The organism is Desulfobacter sp. UBA2225, assembly GCF_002348205.1.
Taxonomy (GTDB): domain Bacteria; phylum Desulfobacterota; class Desulfobacteria; order Desulfobacterales; family Desulfobacteraceae; genus Desulfobacter; species Desulfobacter postgatei.
The window spans coordinates 1-17,267 of record NZ_DDYV01000125.1 but is presented as its reverse complement, the minus strand read 5'-3'; the positions used below and the strand labels follow the sequence as shown (position 1 = coordinate 17,267).

At 45.1% G+C, this 17,267-nt stretch carries 17 protein-coding genes and 1 pseudogene; 9 read left to right on the top strand and 9 right to left on the bottom strand.

The genetic code is table 11. The features are described 5' to 3' along the window. Positions 1-17 precede the first annotated feature (17 nt). On the top strand, positions 18-686 hold the full coding sequence (locus B3D59_RS06725) for an MBL fold metallo-hydrolase (protein WP_286818551.1): 669 nt from the start codon (positions 18-20) through the stop codon (positions 684-686). A gap of 44 nt (positions 687-730) precedes the next feature. On the opposite strand, the gene B3D59_RS06720 is transcribed toward B3D59_RS06725, so the two are convergent. Next, positions 731-1,069 carry a DUF6122 family protein gene (locus B3D59_RS06720; RefSeq protein ID WP_286818550.1) on the bottom strand — a complete coding sequence of 113 codons (339 nt, stop codon included), beginning with the start codon at positions 1,067-1,069 and terminating at the stop codon, positions 731-733. Between the two features lie 356 nt (positions 1,070-1,425). Further along, positions 1,426-2,340 carry an acyltransferase gene (locus B3D59_RS06715; RefSeq protein WP_286818549.1) on the bottom strand — a complete coding sequence of 305 codons (915 nt, stop codon included), beginning with the start codon at positions 2,338-2,340 and terminating at the stop codon, positions 1,426-1,428. 195 nt (positions 2,341-2,535) lie between these two features. Between B3D59_RS06715 and B3D59_RS06710 the strand changes: the two genes are divergently transcribed. The 6 genes from B3D59_RS06710 to B3D59_RS06685 are packed head-to-tail and all read left to right on the top strand — an operon-like array spanning position 2,536 to position 6,595. Next, positions 2,536-2,916 carry a roadblock/LC7 domain-containing protein gene (locus B3D59_RS06710; protein WP_286818548.1) on the top strand — a complete coding sequence of 127 codons (381 nt, stop codon included), beginning with the start codon at positions 2,536-2,538 and terminating at the stop codon, positions 2,914-2,916. A 59-nt stretch (positions 2,917-2,975) separates the two neighbouring features. Continuing rightward, positions 2,976-3,581 (top strand): GTP-binding protein, encoded by a 606-nt coding sequence (locus B3D59_RS06705; RefSeq protein WP_286818547.1) that lies wholly within the window; start codon positions 2,976-2,978, stop codon positions 3,579-3,581. An 11-nt stretch (positions 3,582-3,592) separates the two neighbouring features. Beyond that, a complete protein-coding gene (locus B3D59_RS06700) occupies positions 3,593-5,440 on the top strand; it encodes a hypothetical protein (protein WP_286818546.1) in 1,848 nt (615 codons plus the stop codon). A 15-nt stretch (positions 5,441-5,455) separates the two neighbouring features. Beyond that, positions 5,456-5,947, top strand: coding sequence for a hypothetical protein (locus B3D59_RS06695; protein WP_286818545.1), 492 nt, complete (start codon positions 5,456-5,458; stop codon positions 5,945-5,947). A 35-nt stretch (positions 5,948-5,982) separates the two neighbouring features. Beyond that, complete coding sequence (locus tag B3D59_RS06690; protein WP_286818544.1) at positions 5,983-6,288, top strand: hypothetical protein; 306 nt, start codon at positions 5,983-5,985, stop codon at positions 6,286-6,288. A 31-nt stretch (positions 6,289-6,319) separates the two neighbouring features. Further along, a complete protein-coding gene (locus B3D59_RS06685; RefSeq protein WP_286818570.1) occupies positions 6,320-6,595 on the top strand; it encodes a hypothetical protein in 276 nt (91 codons plus the stop codon). Between the two features lie 103 nt (positions 6,596-6,698). Here B3D59_RS06685 and B3D59_RS06680 read toward each other — a convergent pair whose 3' ends face one another. After that, positions 6,699-7,934, bottom strand: coding sequence for a DUF4388 domain-containing protein (locus B3D59_RS06680; protein WP_286818543.1), 1,236 nt, complete (start codon positions 7,932-7,934; stop codon positions 6,699-6,701). Positions 7,935-8,277: 343 nt separating this feature from the next. On the opposite strand from B3D59_RS06680, the gene B3D59_RS06675 reads away from it, so the two are divergent. Then, positions 8,278-8,835: a type I restriction enzyme HsdR N-terminal domain-containing protein gene (locus B3D59_RS06675; protein ID WP_286818542.1), complete on the top strand. Its 558-nt coding sequence runs from the start codon at positions 8,278-8,280 to the stop codon at positions 8,833-8,835. On the opposite strand, the gene uvrA is transcribed toward B3D59_RS06675, so the two are convergent. Further along, complete coding sequence (gene uvrA / locus B3D59_RS06670) at positions 8,832-11,657, bottom strand: excinuclease ABC subunit UvrA (RefSeq protein ID WP_286818541.1); 2,826 nt, start codon at positions 11,655-11,657, stop codon at positions 8,832-8,834. The two genes, B3D59_RS06675 and uvrA, sit on opposite strands and share 4 nt — an antisense overlap. Beyond that, positions 11,647-12,681, bottom strand: coding sequence for a 4-hydroxythreonine-4-phosphate dehydrogenase PdxA (pdxA, locus tag B3D59_RS06665; RefSeq protein WP_286818540.1), 1,035 nt, complete (start codon positions 12,679-12,681; stop codon positions 11,647-11,649). The genes uvrA and pdxA overlap by 11 nt, the downstream gene beginning before the upstream one ends. A 493-nt stretch (positions 12,682-13,174) precedes the next feature. Here pdxA and dnaA point away from each other — a divergent pair, with 493 nt between their 5' ends. After that, on the top strand, positions 13,175-14,593 hold the full coding sequence (gene dnaA, locus B3D59_RS06660; RefSeq protein WP_286818539.1) for a chromosomal replication initiator protein DnaA: 1,419 nt from the start codon (positions 13,175-13,177) through the stop codon (positions 14,591-14,593). A 12-nt stretch (positions 14,594-14,605) separates the two neighbouring features. On the opposite strand, the gene B3D59_RS06655 is transcribed toward dnaA, so the two are convergent. From B3D59_RS06655 to B3D59_RS06640, 4 genes and pseudogenes are all read right to left on the bottom strand, one after another. After that, the gene (locus B3D59_RS06655) at positions 14,606-14,824 is read right to left on the bottom strand and encodes a hypothetical protein (protein ID WP_286818538.1); all 219 of its coding nucleotides are present in this window, start codon (positions 14,822-14,824) and stop codon (positions 14,606-14,608) included. A gap of 81 nt (positions 14,825-14,905) precedes the next feature. After that, positions 14,906-16,522: a GTPase HflX gene (hflX, locus tag B3D59_RS06650; protein WP_286818537.1), complete on the bottom strand. Its 1,617-nt coding sequence runs from the start codon at positions 16,520-16,522 to the stop codon at positions 14,906-14,908. Next, positions 16,519-16,629 (bottom strand): DnaB-like helicase C-terminal domain-containing protein, encoded by a 111-nt coding sequence (locus tag B3D59_RS06645; protein ID WP_286818569.1) that lies wholly within the window; start codon positions 16,627-16,629, stop codon positions 16,519-16,521. Before B3D59_RS06645 ends, hflX begins: the two co-directional genes overlap by 4 nt. Before the next feature lie 125 nt (positions 16,630-16,754). Continuing rightward, positions 16,755-17,222: pseudogene (locus B3D59_RS06640) on the bottom strand (DnaB-like helicase C-terminal domain-containing protein); the annotation flags it as partial. Positions 17,223-17,267 lie beyond the last annotated feature (45 nt).

The window sequence follows — 17,267 nt, the reverse complement described above, 5'->3', positions numbered from 1 at the left end:
AAGGACAGTGTAAGAGAGTGCGCCATACAGAGATGATCCGACGGATCACTGGGCCCTATAATCTTAATACCTATTTTCTGGTCTGCAAAAAAACCAGGAAGGCAGTCATTATTGATCCGGGCGGAACGGTTGAGGAAATTGCGGATTTTATCCGGGAAAACAATCTTATCCCGGATAAAATCGTGTTGACCCATGGTCATGCGGATCAGTTCTTTTCAATGGATGCATTCAAGGAAATCGCCAGAATACCTTATTGCCTGCACGAGGCGGATGATGATTTCTTTAAGGATCCAGAAGTAAGGATTAAAACAAGACAGTCGGTTGGGTTGCCGCCGCCCCATCCGGCAGATATCAGGATGTATGATGGTGATACCCTTGTCTTTGGTTGTTGTGAACTGGCCGTTATCCATACCCCCGGACATACTCCCGGTTCGGTCTGTCTGCTGTGCGAGGACCATCTTTTTACGGGGGATGCCATCTTTGTGGGAGAGGCCGGACGAACCGATTTGCCGGGAGGAAATCTTCCTTGCCTGATTGATTCCATCAGGATTAAAATACTGCCCCTTGACAAGAAAACCGTTATTTTTCCCGGTCACCACCGTACCGGTGATCCTTCCTGGTCGACCTTAGAACAGGAGATGAAGACCAATATCTATATCACCGATTTTATTTTGGATGAACCATGATGTGAGTTCAATGAAATTTTATTCATATTGCCGGCTCTAAGCCGTTACATTGTTAACTTCATCCAAAGACAATCTTGATAATCCGTGAACATATGGAAAAGCAACCCAATCGACAATATTTTGATCGTTTTTGCCCTGGAAAAGAAAAAGAGCAAAAAATAAACAGAAATTGCATAGTAAGAATGTAACGGATGGAAGCCTATACCACATCTTGTCGGATCAAATATCGGATCAGCCGTTAAATGGTCTAAATCTACCAACATCGTTGCAAACATTATTAACCATGCCTTTTTCCAATCTTCTCTAAAAAAGACCCAGGCAATCAGTCCCGGGAAAGCCAAATGTAAACTGTAGTGGGTTATCTGTTGTAACGCACGCAGCATTTTGCTGTTACTCCTGTATGTTGATCAGGGGGTATTTTGGGTTTGGGCTTTCCTCTGTATCCTCCTCGTTTGAGCTGCATATCATCACCATATAACAGCCATGGGCTGACCGGTTTCTTCAGCGTGGTTCAGCCCACAACAAAGAATGAAAGATGTGAGTATTGAGTATTGAGAAAACCAGCTTGTTTTAAATCTCACTACTCACTACTCACGACTCATAACTTTCATATAAAACTTCCTTTAAAATTTTGAAACGACTGTTGGTACTAATAACCGCAATATTGGCATAAAATTTGTATTGAATTGTGGCCATTTCCATGAAATTGCAGCCGATTCATCAATTACCAAACACGCTTTCAGGCTGATGGCTTGTCCGTCGATTGAAGAAGAAGCAGTTCCCCCAGTTTTTTGTCCTTTTCCTGCCAGATATTATTAAGCCAATCACAGAATTGTTGCTTATATCCATCATCATTAAAGTAATCACCGATCATCTGTTCGGCCACGGGGAAAACATCGACATCTACAATGATCTTTTTTGTTTTGCCTGAAATGTAATCCCAGAAGGTCGGCACCCCGTCCGGATAGGCAATGGCGACATTAACAACATTGTGAAAGTATTCGCCCATGGAGCCTAGTACAAAGGCGATACCGCCGGCTCGGGGCAAAAGGAGCCGGTCAAAAGGTGATTTCTGCTGTTCATGTTTTTTAGGGGTAAACCGGGTGCCTTCCACAAAATTCATCACTGACACCGGGGTGTGTTTGAATTTTTCACATGCCTTGTGGGTGCTTTCAAGGTCCTTTCCCTTCAGTTGGGGGTTGGCCTCAAGAAATTTTTTTGAATACCGTTTCATAAATGGAAAATCCAGAGCCCACCAGGCAAGCCCCAGAAAAGGTATCCAGATCAGCTCTTTTTTCAAGAAAAATTTCAGCATGGGGATTTTGCGGTTAAAGATTTTCTGCAATACCAGGATGTCGACCCAGGACTGGTGGTTGGATATGACAAGATACCACCCTTTTTTTTTCAGCTGGGTCAATCCTTTTACCTGCCAGTCTATCCTGTTGAACAGATCACAATTCATGCCGTTCATACTGATCCACAGGGTTGCAATCCAAATAAGGACTTTATCCAGTAATATAACCACCTCTTTAAAGGGTAGGATACATTTTAAAAGGGCGATTAGAATTAAAGGAACAGTCAAAAAAATCGTGTTTATTAGATATCCAATAAAAGCAAGTACCCCCTTAACCGAGGAGGGAAGAAAATCCAGCATGAGTGATCCGACCCTTTTCATAAAATTTTTAAGACCATTCATAATGGTTTTGTGCATATAAGGTCAATAATTCTTTTTTGAGATTCAAACCCATAGATTGATTCCTTTTTATTCATCCGGTATAATTCTTTTTAATTCAATTTAAATTTTATGTCAGTCATAATTGGGCCTAACAATTTTTCCGGATAATCTGCCATGTATGATATAAAACAGTTAAATGCGATAGACAACGCCATCCTACAACGCCTGATCGGCGCTGGGATTGATCATGTGATTTTCATGGATTTAAGCGGCAATGCCATAGCAAAGCACAGTAACGGCAAAACCGACCTGGACGCCACTTCCTTTGCAGCACTTGCTGCAGGCAATTTTGCCGCGGTGGATGCCATGGCACGGCTGGTTGGCGAATCTGAATTTTCCCTTTTATTTCATAAAGGGGAAAAATTAAGCATTCACTTCAGCAAAGTCACAGAAGACACCCTTTTAATTTCAATGTTTGGTAAAAACATTTCCCTTGGCCTGGTGCGTTTAAAAGTTTCAGAAACCATAGAAGAGATGAATCGGGTGCTTTCATAAACATGAATTTTTAATTGCAGGAAAAAAATAAAGTATCCTGAATCAAAAAGGAAACAGATTTGGCGCTTATCAATGTAAAAAACCGGGAGGTTCAAATCAAGATCGTTTACTACGGCCCCGGGCGTGGTGGAAAAACGACCAATCTTGAATACATTAACCGGACATACAAGGAACAGATAAAAACGGAAATGGTCAGTCTGAAAACCAATGATGACCGGACGTTGTTTTTTGATTTTCTTCCCTTTGATGTCGGTAAGATCAAGGGATTTGACGTAACCATCCAACTGTACACGGTGCCGGGGCAGGTAAAGTATAATGCCACACGCAAGCTTGTGTTGCGGGGGGTTGACGGTATTGTGTTTGTGGCGGATGTCCAGAAGAGCCAGCGCGGGAAAAATATTGAATCCCTTAACCAGTTATATGAAAATCTTAAAACCTATCAGCTGGATCTTTTTAAAATGCCTTTGGTCATGCAGTACAACAAAGTGGATCTGCGTAAATCCGATGTTGAGACGCTGGATTCAAAAACGCTGCAAAGAGATCTGAACAGCCGTCTTAAGGTGCCGGCGTTTGAGGCCAGTGCATCGAACGGGGGTAATGTAATACCTACCTTGAAAAAAATTATATCCACTACCCTGGTGTCTATCCAGGACCAGATATTTTAAGGAGAAGGATATTGGATTTTGTTGATCAGATACAGAAAAACATCGAACATATGACAAACGGGGTTGAGACTGCTCATGTAAAAGTGCTTGCAGACCGTCTTAACTCCCTGGAAACTGATTGTGTCGGAAAACAAGAAGCCCTGTTTGTTATTAAAATGATGCACTCTTTGATAAAATATCTTGATGCGCGAAAGGATAAGGCACATCCCGAAACGCTCCCTGCCCTTGGGACCCTGGCGGATAATTTGAAAAGCCTTTTAATCTCATCATCTGTTGAAGAGCAGGCACAGCTATTATCGAAAAGTAAGGATACATTTAAGTTCGTTAAATCTGCCATTGAATCTGGAAAACTTATCCTTGATTCTGAGATGGAAGAACTCAAAGCCGTCATTCTTTCAGTGGACTGGGAAATTTCAAATATCACCATGGAGGGGTTTGACCGTGTCCTCATCCGGCTTGAAAAACGGCTTAAATCCGATAAAATGCATCATACCTTTCTGCGTATCATGCATGAGATTGGTGCCCACATTGCCCAGCACCAAGCCAATGCCCACCAGGATTCGGTTTCCCTACTGCGCCGGGTATTCCATCAGTACGAATTGTTGCTGGGCCATCCCAGTATGCCATCCGATAAGAAAAAAGAGCTGGTGCAGGAAAGTATCCAGGCGTACAAGGCATTTAAACGCAAGATTGATGCCGGTCTAACCCCTGGTCCAAGCGCGGAAGATCATACCCCCTCAGCAGTCCGGACAATTCAACATCCCGGCCAAGTGCAACCGGCTGCCCCGGGCAATATTGCGGAGCACCGTGAGGATGACGGTTTTGCACCCGCTTTATCCCATATCAATGAACAAGCATCTGACCAGGAAGAGAGCCCGTTTTTTACCCTGGATGACCCGATGACAGACCCGGCATCGGCTCTTGGTGCAAGAAAAGGCACTCCGTCAACGGAGAAGGATTCCTTGCCGCCCCAACGGGATGTTATGGGGGATTTGTTTTCCATGAAGGAATCAGCGGCGGATGAACTGCTTGATGCCATTCATCTTTCAAGTATACATGGTCCGGATCAGGAAAATGCCGCAAGCATCCCCGGTGTAATGGGTGCGGCAGAGAAAAAAGCCGGAGTTCAGCAGGTCACGCCCCAAAGAATGGGCAATACACCCATTCCAGAGATTGAAAGCAGGCTTGATGCCTTTTTCAACCTTAGTAACTCAGATGACCGCGTCATGGAAGTTCAGGATCCGCCGGATTCCCAATCCTTGGACCATGCTGAAAATTTGGGGGGTGAAAGTAATCTTTCAGCGGAACCGGTTGATTTTTCTGATGGTAATGATCCCGGTATCGACTCCGCTGGCATTGATCTTTTAGAGGAACCAGCCGATTCTTCGGGGCAGATTGCGCCTGTTCCCGATAGGCAAGAGGATGAAATTCATCTGGAAGAACAGCCGGGCGATGATGACGCGGTTCAAGAGAGCTTCCTGGAAGATGATACGGATGGGAATATGACCGATCAGGAACCGGACCCGAATCTGGATGACCTTCAAAAATTGCTTTTCGATCCCGACACATTGAGCCGTTTGGACGTGTTTGAACAGGTTCAGGAAAAGATTGCAAGCTTAAATGATATTTGGGCCCCGGATTCCGACAAGGTCAGGCTTCTTGATCTTGTCTCCTCCATGGCCCGGTTTATTCACCGGCAGGCAGTGCCTGATACCGAGGAAAACGGCATGAAAGATTCCGAATTCGATGACGGGTTGAACGGGATGGCAACTGCAGAACCCGATCAAACCCAGGAAAAGGATCGGGAACAAAAGAAAAAAGGGATTTTTGCCGGGTTAAAGGCTTTATTCAAGGGATAACGTTCAAGGAATAGAATGATCGTATTCTGTGAGGACTGCGGTGATAGAAACCAGGTTTGTCCGGCACATATTGTCAAGGGCCGGGCAGTTTTTATCTGCCATGCATGCGGATATCATAATGATTATCCTCTGCCTTTGCTGCAGCAAAAAAAACAACAGGAGAATACTGTTGATCATTTGTTTCAGGTCCTTGACCGGGACCCGCAGATGATGGGGGGCTTTATCTATGATATAAGCAAAGGGATTACCGTCTGCCGGATGCCTGATCTGCTTTTGCCGGAAGATATTCACAGTCTTGGATCGCGTCTGGCCCAAAGTTTGGAACAAGGACTGTTGGCCATGCCCGATATCCGGTCCATGACCGTTGTGATATCCGACAAGTATTTTTTTGTGGCCAGAGAAAAAAAGGGACAGTATCTGGTGCTTATTGCCCTAACACCGAACTTGCCCGAACCTTTTTGCCGTTTTTTTATGCAGTATGCGCATAAAAAAGAGTGGCAGATATGAAGGGTTACCTTTCAAATATCAGCAGGATAAAAGGTGTGAATGCCTTTTTTCTTGTGGATGGGAACGGGAATGTGCTTGACCGGAATTTCTCTTCGAAAATGGAACCCGGCGCAGATAAAAAACTATCCAAAGCAATTGCTGCCTGTGGCCGCATTTATTTATCCATCAGCCCAAAGCAGTTCAGGTATGCTGCTTTTTTAAGACGGAACAATACACAGGTTTTTATTTTTCGATTTGGCAGACATTTGCTTGGCGTTGTCACCGAAGTCGGGGCCCAAAACCCTGATACTGACCGGATGGCAAAAGAGATATTTGCAATTTTATCCAAAGAAAAAACATAAATAAATCAAAGGAGAATAACCAGTGGATATCATGACCACTCAAATGATCATGTCCGTGTTTACGCTTATTATTTATCTGATCATTATTTTTGTATTCAATAAAGCCCGGATCAAATATGCCGGTGGTAAAGTGGGAAAAGTAATCAATCTGATTCTTGTGACGGTGTGCTTGCTGTTTATTGCCGATTATGTCACCATTTTAGGCAATTTTGTGAGCCAGGAAATTTTAGAAACCATCCGGGCACTTTTTAGAACAGCGGCCCTCTCTTTTCTGGCTTATGGTGGGTCAAAGGTTGCAAATTCCTAAATAACAGCCATGGGCTGACCTGACATATCAACTGCCAGGAATAGCCCACAACAAAGCTTGAAAGATCTGAGTAACTTACCCAGACTTTCTTATAAAAACAACTCTATCGGGAAAATAATGAAAACAGGCTTTTTTTGCCTTTTGTATTTTTTGTGCTGAGGTTGAAATCTGCCCGGGTTTGGCTGATCAAGGCGTTTAAATCTCTAACGATTCTGTCTTTATCATTGGAACTGCTCTGGTATTTGTTGATATAGCCCAGCACTTTTTCAATGTCTATCAGAATATTGTTTACGGGTTTTTTTCCAAGAATATCGCCGGCTTTTTTAAGAATAAGACTACAATAGGCCACAAATCCTTTAATAAGAAAGTCCTTTTGATTGTCCGGAACCTTATCAAGACGGGCTATAGCGGTTTCCACAACCTGAAGATTGGAATTTTTCTGGTTTTCAATCCTGTAATCCATCAGTATCGTTTTAAAATCCGGGGGAAGGTCAGACTGGGTCTCCTTAAAAATTTCCATGGTTTTTTCCCCGATTTCTGCTGACAGATTCTTTTCCATGGCTTTAAAAATATCATTGAACATCGTGAGAATGCCTGACAGGTTATTGCCCTCATTTCCATTGACCTGAACGATCTCTTGTTTTTGTTCAATAAGGCCTGATGAGATCACAGAGAAAATAATTTTATATACGGCAAACTCATCATAGGCGCTTTCCGTGATCACCTGGCGCACGGAACGGGTACCGTCAATCAGGGAAAGTACACGCCATTCGTTGGCGTTCAGCTTGATCTCCTCTTTGCTGTGGACCTTGCCGGACATTTTAAACACCAGTTTATCCGAAGGGATAACCTTTTTGAGTACGGATAGCTCGTCAATGCGCCGGGATGCTTCAAGGATCAGTTTTATGGGGTTGAGTTGGGTGACAATCATATTGGTTAGGTTCAGCCGGTCATCTTTGTATTCGAATTTTCCTTTTTCCCACAGCAGCAGGTCATAAAGGATGAGTTCGACCTGTTTGGTATTGTATTTTTTTAAGGTTTCCTCGGAAATGTAGCCCTTTTGCACCAGGACCTTTCCTAAATGAAGTTTATTGTCCCTCGCATAAGCCAGACACTTAGAGAGCTGTTGACCTGATATGACACCTGAATTTTGCATCAGAAATCCAAGGCGTGAGTGCTTGAGATGGGAGGTGGCATAGACAATGGTGCCTTGGTCAAAAAATACCCGGCTGCTATCTTCACCGTTCGTAACGGTGAGAATGCCTGTTTTTTGATCATTACACAGAAGCTGAAGTATACTTGCCAGGGTCAGCCCTTCAAAATCTCCTTGAAGATTCATGAGCCTTAATCCTTTCTGAGGCGGTGCAAGGGCTAAAAATCCCTTAACATCATGTTAAACAATATAAAAATAGTACTATGCCATAAACGATTTGGTCAATACCATCTGTATCCAAAATTTATTTAATTTATGTAAAGAGTATGAATTTTTAATTCTTTCCCGCGACTCAGCCAACTGTGTTGATTCAAGAAAATGGCAGGGTATTTAAAAATTTCCTTCAAATTGGACTTGACTGAATATCGGCCAGATGGTGAAATACCATGTATGAACGATGGTGTATCGTAGGCTGTAAAAAACGATCAAAATCGAAACCCAAAGCCTGTCCAAATTTAAAGGTGTTTTTATGAGTGAAAATTCCCATCACCTGATTCTGGGTGAGCTTGTTGATTTTTTAAGTGGCAAAACCATTACGGATACCCACGATGAACGGTACCGCCAACAAATTGCCCGGCATCTGGTAAACGGTCTAGGATTTGATAAATCTGATATTGAGGCAGGGCGGGAAATAACCATTCATACCGCTGGACGCAGTGCGGTTGTGAATGTTGATTTTCTGGTTTACAGAAATCAACGCGCTGTCATGATGATCAATTATGCCCCAGGCTCCCTTGTGACACGGCGTTTGTCGACCCTGGCATTGTCGCGGTTGATTTTTGATTACCAGATCCCTATTGTGGTGGTCACCAATGGCCAGGATGCTGAATTGATTTCAGGAAAAACCGGAAAGGTCGAAGGGGAGGGGATCTTTGCCATTCCCGGCCCCGATCATCCTATTATCACATCGTTACCAGAAACATTTGAAACCGTGTCCGCCAAAATGGCCGGTCAGGCAGAAAAAATCGTTTTTGCCTGCATGGTGGACGGGGCCTGTATGATGGACGATGCGTGTGACGAATGTTAATCGGCTAAAACCCGGTTCAGGTAAAAACCCGTATGGGACAACGGTGTGCGGGCCACTTGTTCAGGCGTGCCCTGGGCAATAATCTGTCCACCCTGGTCTCCGCCGTCAGGTCCAAGATCAATGACATAATCTGCACATTTAATGACATCAAGGTGGTGTTCAATGACCACTACGGTGTTGCCTGCATCCACAAGTTTGTCCAGAACCGCTAAAAGCCGTTTGATGTCATCGGTATGCAGACCTGTGGTGGGTTCATCCAGAATATAAAGGGTTTTTCCGGTGCTTTTCTTGGACAGTTCCCTGGCAATCTTGATGCGCTGGGCCTCCCCGCCGGACAGTGTTGTGGCGGCCTGGCCCATTTTTATATACCCCAGCCCTGTTTCCACCAGCGTGGAAAGGGTGTCCCGAATTGATGCCATATTGTCAAAAAAATCAAAGGCCTGATTGATGGTCATGTCCAAAACCTGGGCGATGTTATTTCCTTTGTACTTTATTTCAAGTGTTTCCCGGTTGAATTGTCTGCCTTTGCAGACATCACAGGTCACATAAACATCAGGCAGAAAATGCATTTCAATTTTGACGATGCCGTCCCCTTTGCAGGATTCGCACCTGCCGCCCTTGATATTGAAACTGAACCGTCCGGACTTGTATCCCCGGGCCTTTGCCTCAGGGGTCTTGGCAAACAACTCCCTTATATGTGTCAGAATTCCTGTGTAGGTGCCCGGATTGGATCGCGGGGTTTTGCCGATGGGGGATTGATCAATATGGATGACCCTGTCAATATATTCCATGCCTGAAATGGCCTGATGTTTTCCAACGGGTCTTTCAGACCTGTTTATCCTGCTTGCAAGGGCTTGGTAAAGGGTTGAGAGAACCAGCGTTGATTTTCCTGATCCTGACACCCCTGTTACACAGGTTAAACATCCCAGCGGAAAGGAGACATCAATATCCTTAAGGTTGTTCTCGCTTGCCTTTTGGACAGTTAAAAAGTTTCCGCTGCCGGTACGTCTGTTTTCAGGCACAGGGATTTTTCGCTTTCCGGACAGATACAGCCCGGTTAGACAGGATGCCTTGACCAGGTCTTCGGGCGGCCCTGAAAACATCACATGTCCGCCTTTGACACCGGCCTTGGGACCCACATCAATAATGTGATCCGCAGCCAGCATGGTCTCTTCATCATGCTCCACCACCAGCACGGTATTGCCAAGGTTCTTTAGATGCATCAGCGTACTGAGCAGGCGGGCATTGTCCCGCTGGTGAAGACCGATGCTGGGTTCATCAAGCACATAAAGGACCCCGGAAAGTTTCGAACCGATCTGGGTGGCCAGCCGGATGCGCTGGCTCTCTCCGCCCGAAAGGGTTGTTGCTGACCGATCAAGGGTCAGATAATCAAGGCCCACATCTTCCATAAAGGAAAGCCGTTGGGACAGTTCCCCAAGAATGGATTCAGACACGGCTTTTTCCCTGCCGGACAAATGTAGCGAGTTAACAAAATCAGCGGCCTGTTTGACGGACATGGCTGCAATCTGCTGGATGGTTTTATCTGCCACCTGTACTGCCGAAGCGCCGGGATTCAGGCGGGAACCGTTACACTTGGAGCAGACCTTATGGCCCATGTATTTGCCAAGCTCTTGTTTGACAGAGGGTGATTTTGTATCCCGGAAGCGGCGGGCAAGTTGTTCGATCACGCCTTCAAAGGGTTTTTCATAAACAATTTTTTTCCCGGCCTGTTCAACATAAAAGGGGATTTTATGGGTGCCGGAACCAAAGAGGATAATTTTTTGAAAGTCAGTGGAAAGATCTTTAAAAGGGGTGTAAATATCTTCATTATAATGGGTCACCAGGGCATCTAAAAATTCCATATGACGCACGGAGTCTTTTCCGGCCCAGGGCAGTACCGCCCCCTGGCGCAGGGACAGATGGTGGTTCGGGACAATTTTTGCCGGGTGAAACTCCTTTAGATGGCCAAGTCCGTCACAATGGGTGCATGCCCCCTGGGGGGAATTAAAGGAAAAACTGGCTGGAAAAAATTGCGGATAAAAGATACCGCAGGTGTGACAGGTGGCGGCTTCACTGAAAAGGGTCTGCTTTTTTAGATCCAGATTGTCAATGATCACCTGGCCTTCTGCCAGAGATAGTCCGGTTTCAACGGAATCGGTCAGCCGTTGTTCGATTCCTTGTTTTAAAATCAGCCGGTCCACCACTACGTCGATGGAATGCGCTTTTTTTTTATCAAGCGCCTGTGCGTCTTCAATTAAGCAGACTTGCCCGTCAATTTTAAGCCTTGCAAACCCTTCCTTTTTCAGATGATGGATAAGCTGGCCGTGCCCGCCTTTTTTGTTTGTGACCACAGGCGCCAGCACCATAATTTTTTGCGCTTTTTCAGGCATTGGAAAAATGATGCTTTGTATGATCTGATCAATGGATGCAGATGAAATGGGTTTGCCGCAGATATGGCAGTGGGGTCTGCCGACCCTGGCAAAAAGAAGCCGCAGGTAGTCATATATTTCCGTGACGGTCCCAACCGTGGATCTCGGATTGTGGGAGGCGGTTTTTTGTTCAATGGCAATGGCAGGGGACAGGCCCTCTATGGCATCCACATCCGGTTTGTCCATCTGGCCCAAAAACTGGCGGGCATAGGTGGATAAGGATTCCACATAGCGTCTCTGGCCTTCGGCATAAAGGGTGTCAAACGCCAGGGTAGATTTGCCGGAACCGGAAAGCCCGGTGACCACGGTCAGGCTGTTTTTGGGGAAGCTGACATCAATATTTTTGAGATTATGGGTCCGGGCGCCTTTAATTATGATGTGATCAATTGCCATTACGATTGCCATGTCGTTTTTGATTCACCGCCTGGACAGCCGCCATTTTAATGGCCTCTTTCATGCTTGTGGGGTCTGCCGCCCCTGTCCAGGCAATATCATAGGCGGTACCGTGATCCACGGATGTGCGTATGATGGGAAGCCCGATGGTGGTGTTAACCCCGTCCCTGAAATGCACCAGCTTAAAAGGAATCAGCCCCTGGTCGTGGTACATGCAAATTACGGCGTCAAAACGACCCTCAACCGCGTGGAAAAATACGGTATCCGGGGGCAGAGGTCCTGTGATGTCAAACCCTTTTTCCCGGGCCTGTAGAACTGCCGGTAAAATGACATCCGCTTCTTCGTTACCGAACATGCCCTGTTCCCCTGCATGGGGATTCAAGCCTGCCACGGCAAGCCTGGGGCTGGGTATACCGAATCTTGTGATCAGGGTCTCCCGGGTTAGATTGATGATCCTTGTTATTTCCATGCTGCTTAGCCGTCCCGGCACCTGAGACAAGGGGATGTGAATAGTCGTTAAAACCACTTTCAGGCGCGGTCCTGCCATCATCATCGCAAAATTTTCAGTGCCTGTTTTATGTGCAATCAACTCTGTGTGACCATGAAAGGGTGAGCCGGCCAGTTTCAGGCCTGTTTTGGTAATGGGGCCTGTAACCAGGGCATCAATGGCACCGGACAGGGCAAGATCCACCCCGGTATTGATATAGGTTTCCATGGCGCGTCCGGTCTCCGGGGTGGGGTGCCCAAGTTTAGTGACATCAGGGTTCAGGCTGGAAAGTTGGAGCAAAAACCCTTTGGGAAAATTAGAAGAATCGCTAATTAAATCGTCTGTTATGACTAACTTTTGTAATATTTTATAATTAAAATCTGCTTGTTTTAATATTTTAAAATCACCTAAGACAACAGGCGTACATAAATTTAGGATTTCAGGATCGGCAAGGCTTTTAATCACTATTTCAGGACCTATACCTGCAGGATCTCCCATGCTTATGCCAAGAATAGGCCGGTCTGATTGGGTATTCATACTTAGATACTGCTTTCATTTATATGTTAAAGTCTGAAATATACTATTGACTGAAGAGGGTGTAAATACAATTTGGGGACGAATTTGTGAAACCCTTATAAATCTGGGGCTTGATCGCTTTTTTAGACTTTTGTTTAATTTGAAGCAATTCAAAGGAAATCGTTAAAAATCGAAGAAAAAATTTTAAATGGTCTTTACGAATAGTTATTTTTTTAAAAAATACCTTTTGAAAATAGGGATTTGTCGAACTCATTGTAATTAGGGGGCATTCCTTTTGTTCCACAGAAAATATTATATAAAAACAAGAAGTTGAAAAAATATACCACACATTTTTCTAACCGTGAGCTAACTATCTTTATTCCATTTGACCAATAACTCAAATTCACATAAAAAGCAGACCAACATACTACAATCATTATAACCACTTTTAATGTCAAACCTCTTAGCCTCTTTGTTTTGCTTTGTATTGTTTGGAAGGCTGTGTATTGTTTAAATGGATTCGTTTTTAAAAGAAGTCAAATTACATATTAAAGAAATAGTTCCAGACCATTGTTACCGCATGTGGATTGAACCCGTGGTATTGTCCACCCATGATGCTGAAACTATTGTCTTGTCAGTGCCTAATGACTTCTATGTCAAACGGCTCAAAGAAAACTATCAGGGCTATTTTGAAGAGGGTTTTTTGCGTTTAGGCCAAAAAGGCCGAATTGAATTCAAGGTTGGCAAAAAAAAATTAAGATCAGGTCAAATAAATTCAAATTTTGGCCAGACTCAAAAAAGCCGGGCACAAACAACAAGCGGAGTGATGCCCGGCATCCCGTCACCTCTCAGTTTTCCATCAGAATTTCATCCACCGTTGCCCGGCATGACACCTGCATTTCATTGCGGGCGCATGCTTAAAAAAAATTTTACATTTGACGATTTTGTTGTGGGGGACAATTCCAGTTTTGCATATACGGCCTCTTTATATCTGGCCCAGGGTAAACTTAACGGGACCGGCGTACTTTTTCTTCTAGGCAAGACAGGTCTTGGAAAAAGCCATCTGTCCCAGGCGGTCGGTCACCATATGCTCACGCAAGACGGGGGGAAAAGGGTCTTTTATGTCACGGCCGAAGATTTCACCAATGAAATGATCTACTCCTTGAGAAATAATAGTATTGACCAGTTTAAGGAAAAATACCGTCTTAAATGTGATGTGCTGATCCTGGAAGATGTCCATTTTCTGACCGGAAAGTCCGCCACCCAAAAAGAGCTTGCCATGACCCTTGACTATCTGATTGATGCAGATAAGAAAATTATTTTTTCAGGTTGTGAACGGCCTGATGAGATCCCTAAATTAAATGACAACCTGAAATCCAGGCTTAATATGGGGGTTGTCACGGAGATCAAGGCACCAGATTTTGGAACACGGGTAAAGATTTTAAATAAGAAATCCAAGGCTATTCAGTGTGTCCTGCCCACACCTGTGACCGAATATATTGCCCAGGAAGCGTGTAATGATGTCCGTCAGCTTGAAAGTGCGCTTTTAAGCGTTGTTACCCGGGGGCAGCTGATGAACCGGAAGATTGATATTGAGCTTGCCAGGAGCGTGCTTGAAAAAATGACCGGGACTCGAAAACGCATAACCATTGATCTGATCAAAAAAATGGTCTGTGAATCGTTTGAAGTTTCCGAACAGGAACTTGTGTCTAAATCCAGGAAGCAACGTATTGTCAAACCTCGTCAGGTGGCAATCTTTCTATCAAAGAAGTATACGGATCAGCCCATAAAAACAATTGGTGCCAGTTTTAAACGGTACCATGCAACGGCCATCTATTCCATCAATGCGGTTGAAAAGGAAATGGAACAAAAAGGTCAACGTTACGAACAGATCCGGTATCTGGCCGACAAGCTTGAATCCGGTAGCTTTTAAATTACACGATAATCAGTTGGGTTTTGCGGCGTAATCATTGTAGATCAAAAGTTTTTCCAAAATATCAATTTTGGGATGACGGAACTGCATAATGCAGCATTTTATAGAAATCGCGCAATAATCAAAACAGAGCCGGCAGTTTTTATCAAATTCTCCAAAGCAGTCCGGAATGTCCATTGAGTCTTCTGTAATATTTGCTTTTTCCATTAACCGGTCTAAATGTATTTCCATATGAAATCCCAAGGCAAGTGGTTTTTATATTATATATGTTAAAATATATGTCTCTTTTTTTCAATTCGGGTTTGGTAAAGATTATACCATGGCTTCAAGTTTTTCCACCAAAGGGGCAAGGCTTGCCTTTTCAAGTGCTGAAACCAGAATGCCCTGGTTTAAAAGCCAGGGTGAATCAAAATTGTTCAAATCAGCCTGATCCATTTTATTGAATACATACAGTGTGGGGATTTTATTCAGATTCAAAGATTTCAGCAACTGGTCCACGGTCTCTTTTTGCTGCATGTACCTTGGATTTGAAATGTCAATGACATGAAGAATCACATCTGCCTGCTCAAGTTCTTCCAAGGTGGCGTGAAATGCTTCTAAAAGCTCCTTTGGCAGATTCTGGATAAAGCCTACTGTGTCCGTGATGATCACTTCCTTATCCCGGGGAAACCTCAGCCTTCGTGACGAGGGGTCCAGGGTGGCAAACAGCCGGTTTGCGGCGATAATGCTGCTCTGGGTCAGGGTGTTGAGCAAGGTTGACTTGCCGGCATTGGTATATCCTACAATGGAGATGACAGGCAGATCTTTTCTTTTTCGTCTGGCTTTCTGCTGTTTTCGCTGTTTGCGGATTTTTTCGATCTCTTTTTTCAGCCGGGTGATACGCTCCCTGGCACGGCGCCGGTTAACCTCAAGCTTGGTTTCCCCGGGGCCTCTGCCGCCAATTCCGCCTGTCAGCCTGGACATGGCCGTGTTTTTGGTGATCAGGCGGGGAAGCATATATTCAAGCTGGGCCAATTCCACCTGGTATTTGCCTTCACTGGACTTGGCCTGTTTGGCAAAAATATCCAGTATCAGCTGGGTGCGGTCAATGACCTTCATCTCCACAAAATCGGTGATGGAACGTATCTGGGAGGGACTGAGCTCCTGGTCAAAGACAAGTAATGTGGCATAATTTTGGATGGCCTTAATAATCAGTTCAGATAACTTACCTTTGCCCACCACAAATTTAGGGTCAATTTTTTTTCTTTGCTGGATGGCCGATCCCACGACCTTGATTCGGCTTGTTTTGCATAATTCCTTGAGCTCATCCATTGAAATATGGGCTAAACTGAGACCTTGCGTTGCCGCATTGATCAAAAAGGCGTTTTCCTGGCCGGTTTCTCCGCTGTGCAGGCGATTGTGTCGGGAAAGTTCGGATTCAAGTTCAAGAATCTGAGTCTGGCAGTCTGTATCCAGATGGTCAAGGGATGTGCCGGGCAAAATTCTGTAAGGGTCTGCTTCAGGATCGGGCAGAATATGCGCAGAGTACACAGGGCCGGGTGTTCCGTCGGCATTCAGGCAGATGGCCGTTATATAATCCAGGCGCAGAAGGGCAAGGTCGGTGAGATCATCCTGTGTCAAGGCCTCGTGGGACAGATGCGTATGAACGCAGCGCAGCCCCTTAAGTCGGCCCGGTCCCGGTCGATAATCCGGTGTGACCGGAATAACAATGCGTTGGGGTTCCCCTGCAATCACACAGATGACTTTTGCGTTTCGATCCAGAAGAAGGCCCACCTGGCGGCGGATATCCCGGCTTATGTCAACAATTTCAATGGCGGCCTCCCGGGAAAGAATATATTCCGGCGGTGATTTGATATTGTAAAGATTTTCAATCCGGTTTATCTGGGCCTTGTTCAGCCCGTCAAGGTTGCCGTATACAATGCGTTTCATTTAAACCCCTGGTATGCTTCTGGTGCCAGTTCCTCAAATCGGGTGTACTGGCCGTTAAACACCATATGTGCAGTACCAATGCTGCCGTTACGGTTTTTTGCAACAATGATCTCTGCAGTTCCTTTTTTGGGATTGTCCGGCTCTTTATTGTAGACCTCGTCCCGGTAAANNCATCCTGTTCAATGGCGCCTGATTCGCGTAAGTCAGACATCATGGGCCGTTTATCCGAGCGCTGTTCAAGGGCTCGGTTAAGCTGGGATAACGCGAGAACCGGAACGCTGAGTTCCTTGGCAAGGGATTTCAAAGCCCTTGAAATATCGGCAATCTCAAGATCCCTTCGGTCGGAACGGATGGACGATTTCATTAACTGCAGGTAATCAATGACCACAAGGCCGATCTCTTTGTTTGCCTGGAACAGTTTTCGGACTTTGGCCCGAAGATCCATCACCGATATGGCAGCCGTATCATCAATGAAAATGGGAATCTCATTGAGAATGCCTGCGGCATCCGTGAAATTCTGCCAGTCTTCAGGACTGAATACCCCACTGCGAAGCCGGTTGGCATCCACCCGTGCTTCGGAAGTTAACAGCCGCATGGATAATTGTTCTTTGGACATTTCAAGGGAAAACACAGCCACGGGTTTGCGGTAGTGAAACGCGACATTTCTGGCGATGTTCAGGGCAAAAGCAGTTTTTCCCATGGAGGGGCGGGCAGCCAGAATAATAAGGTCCGAACGCTGCAGTCC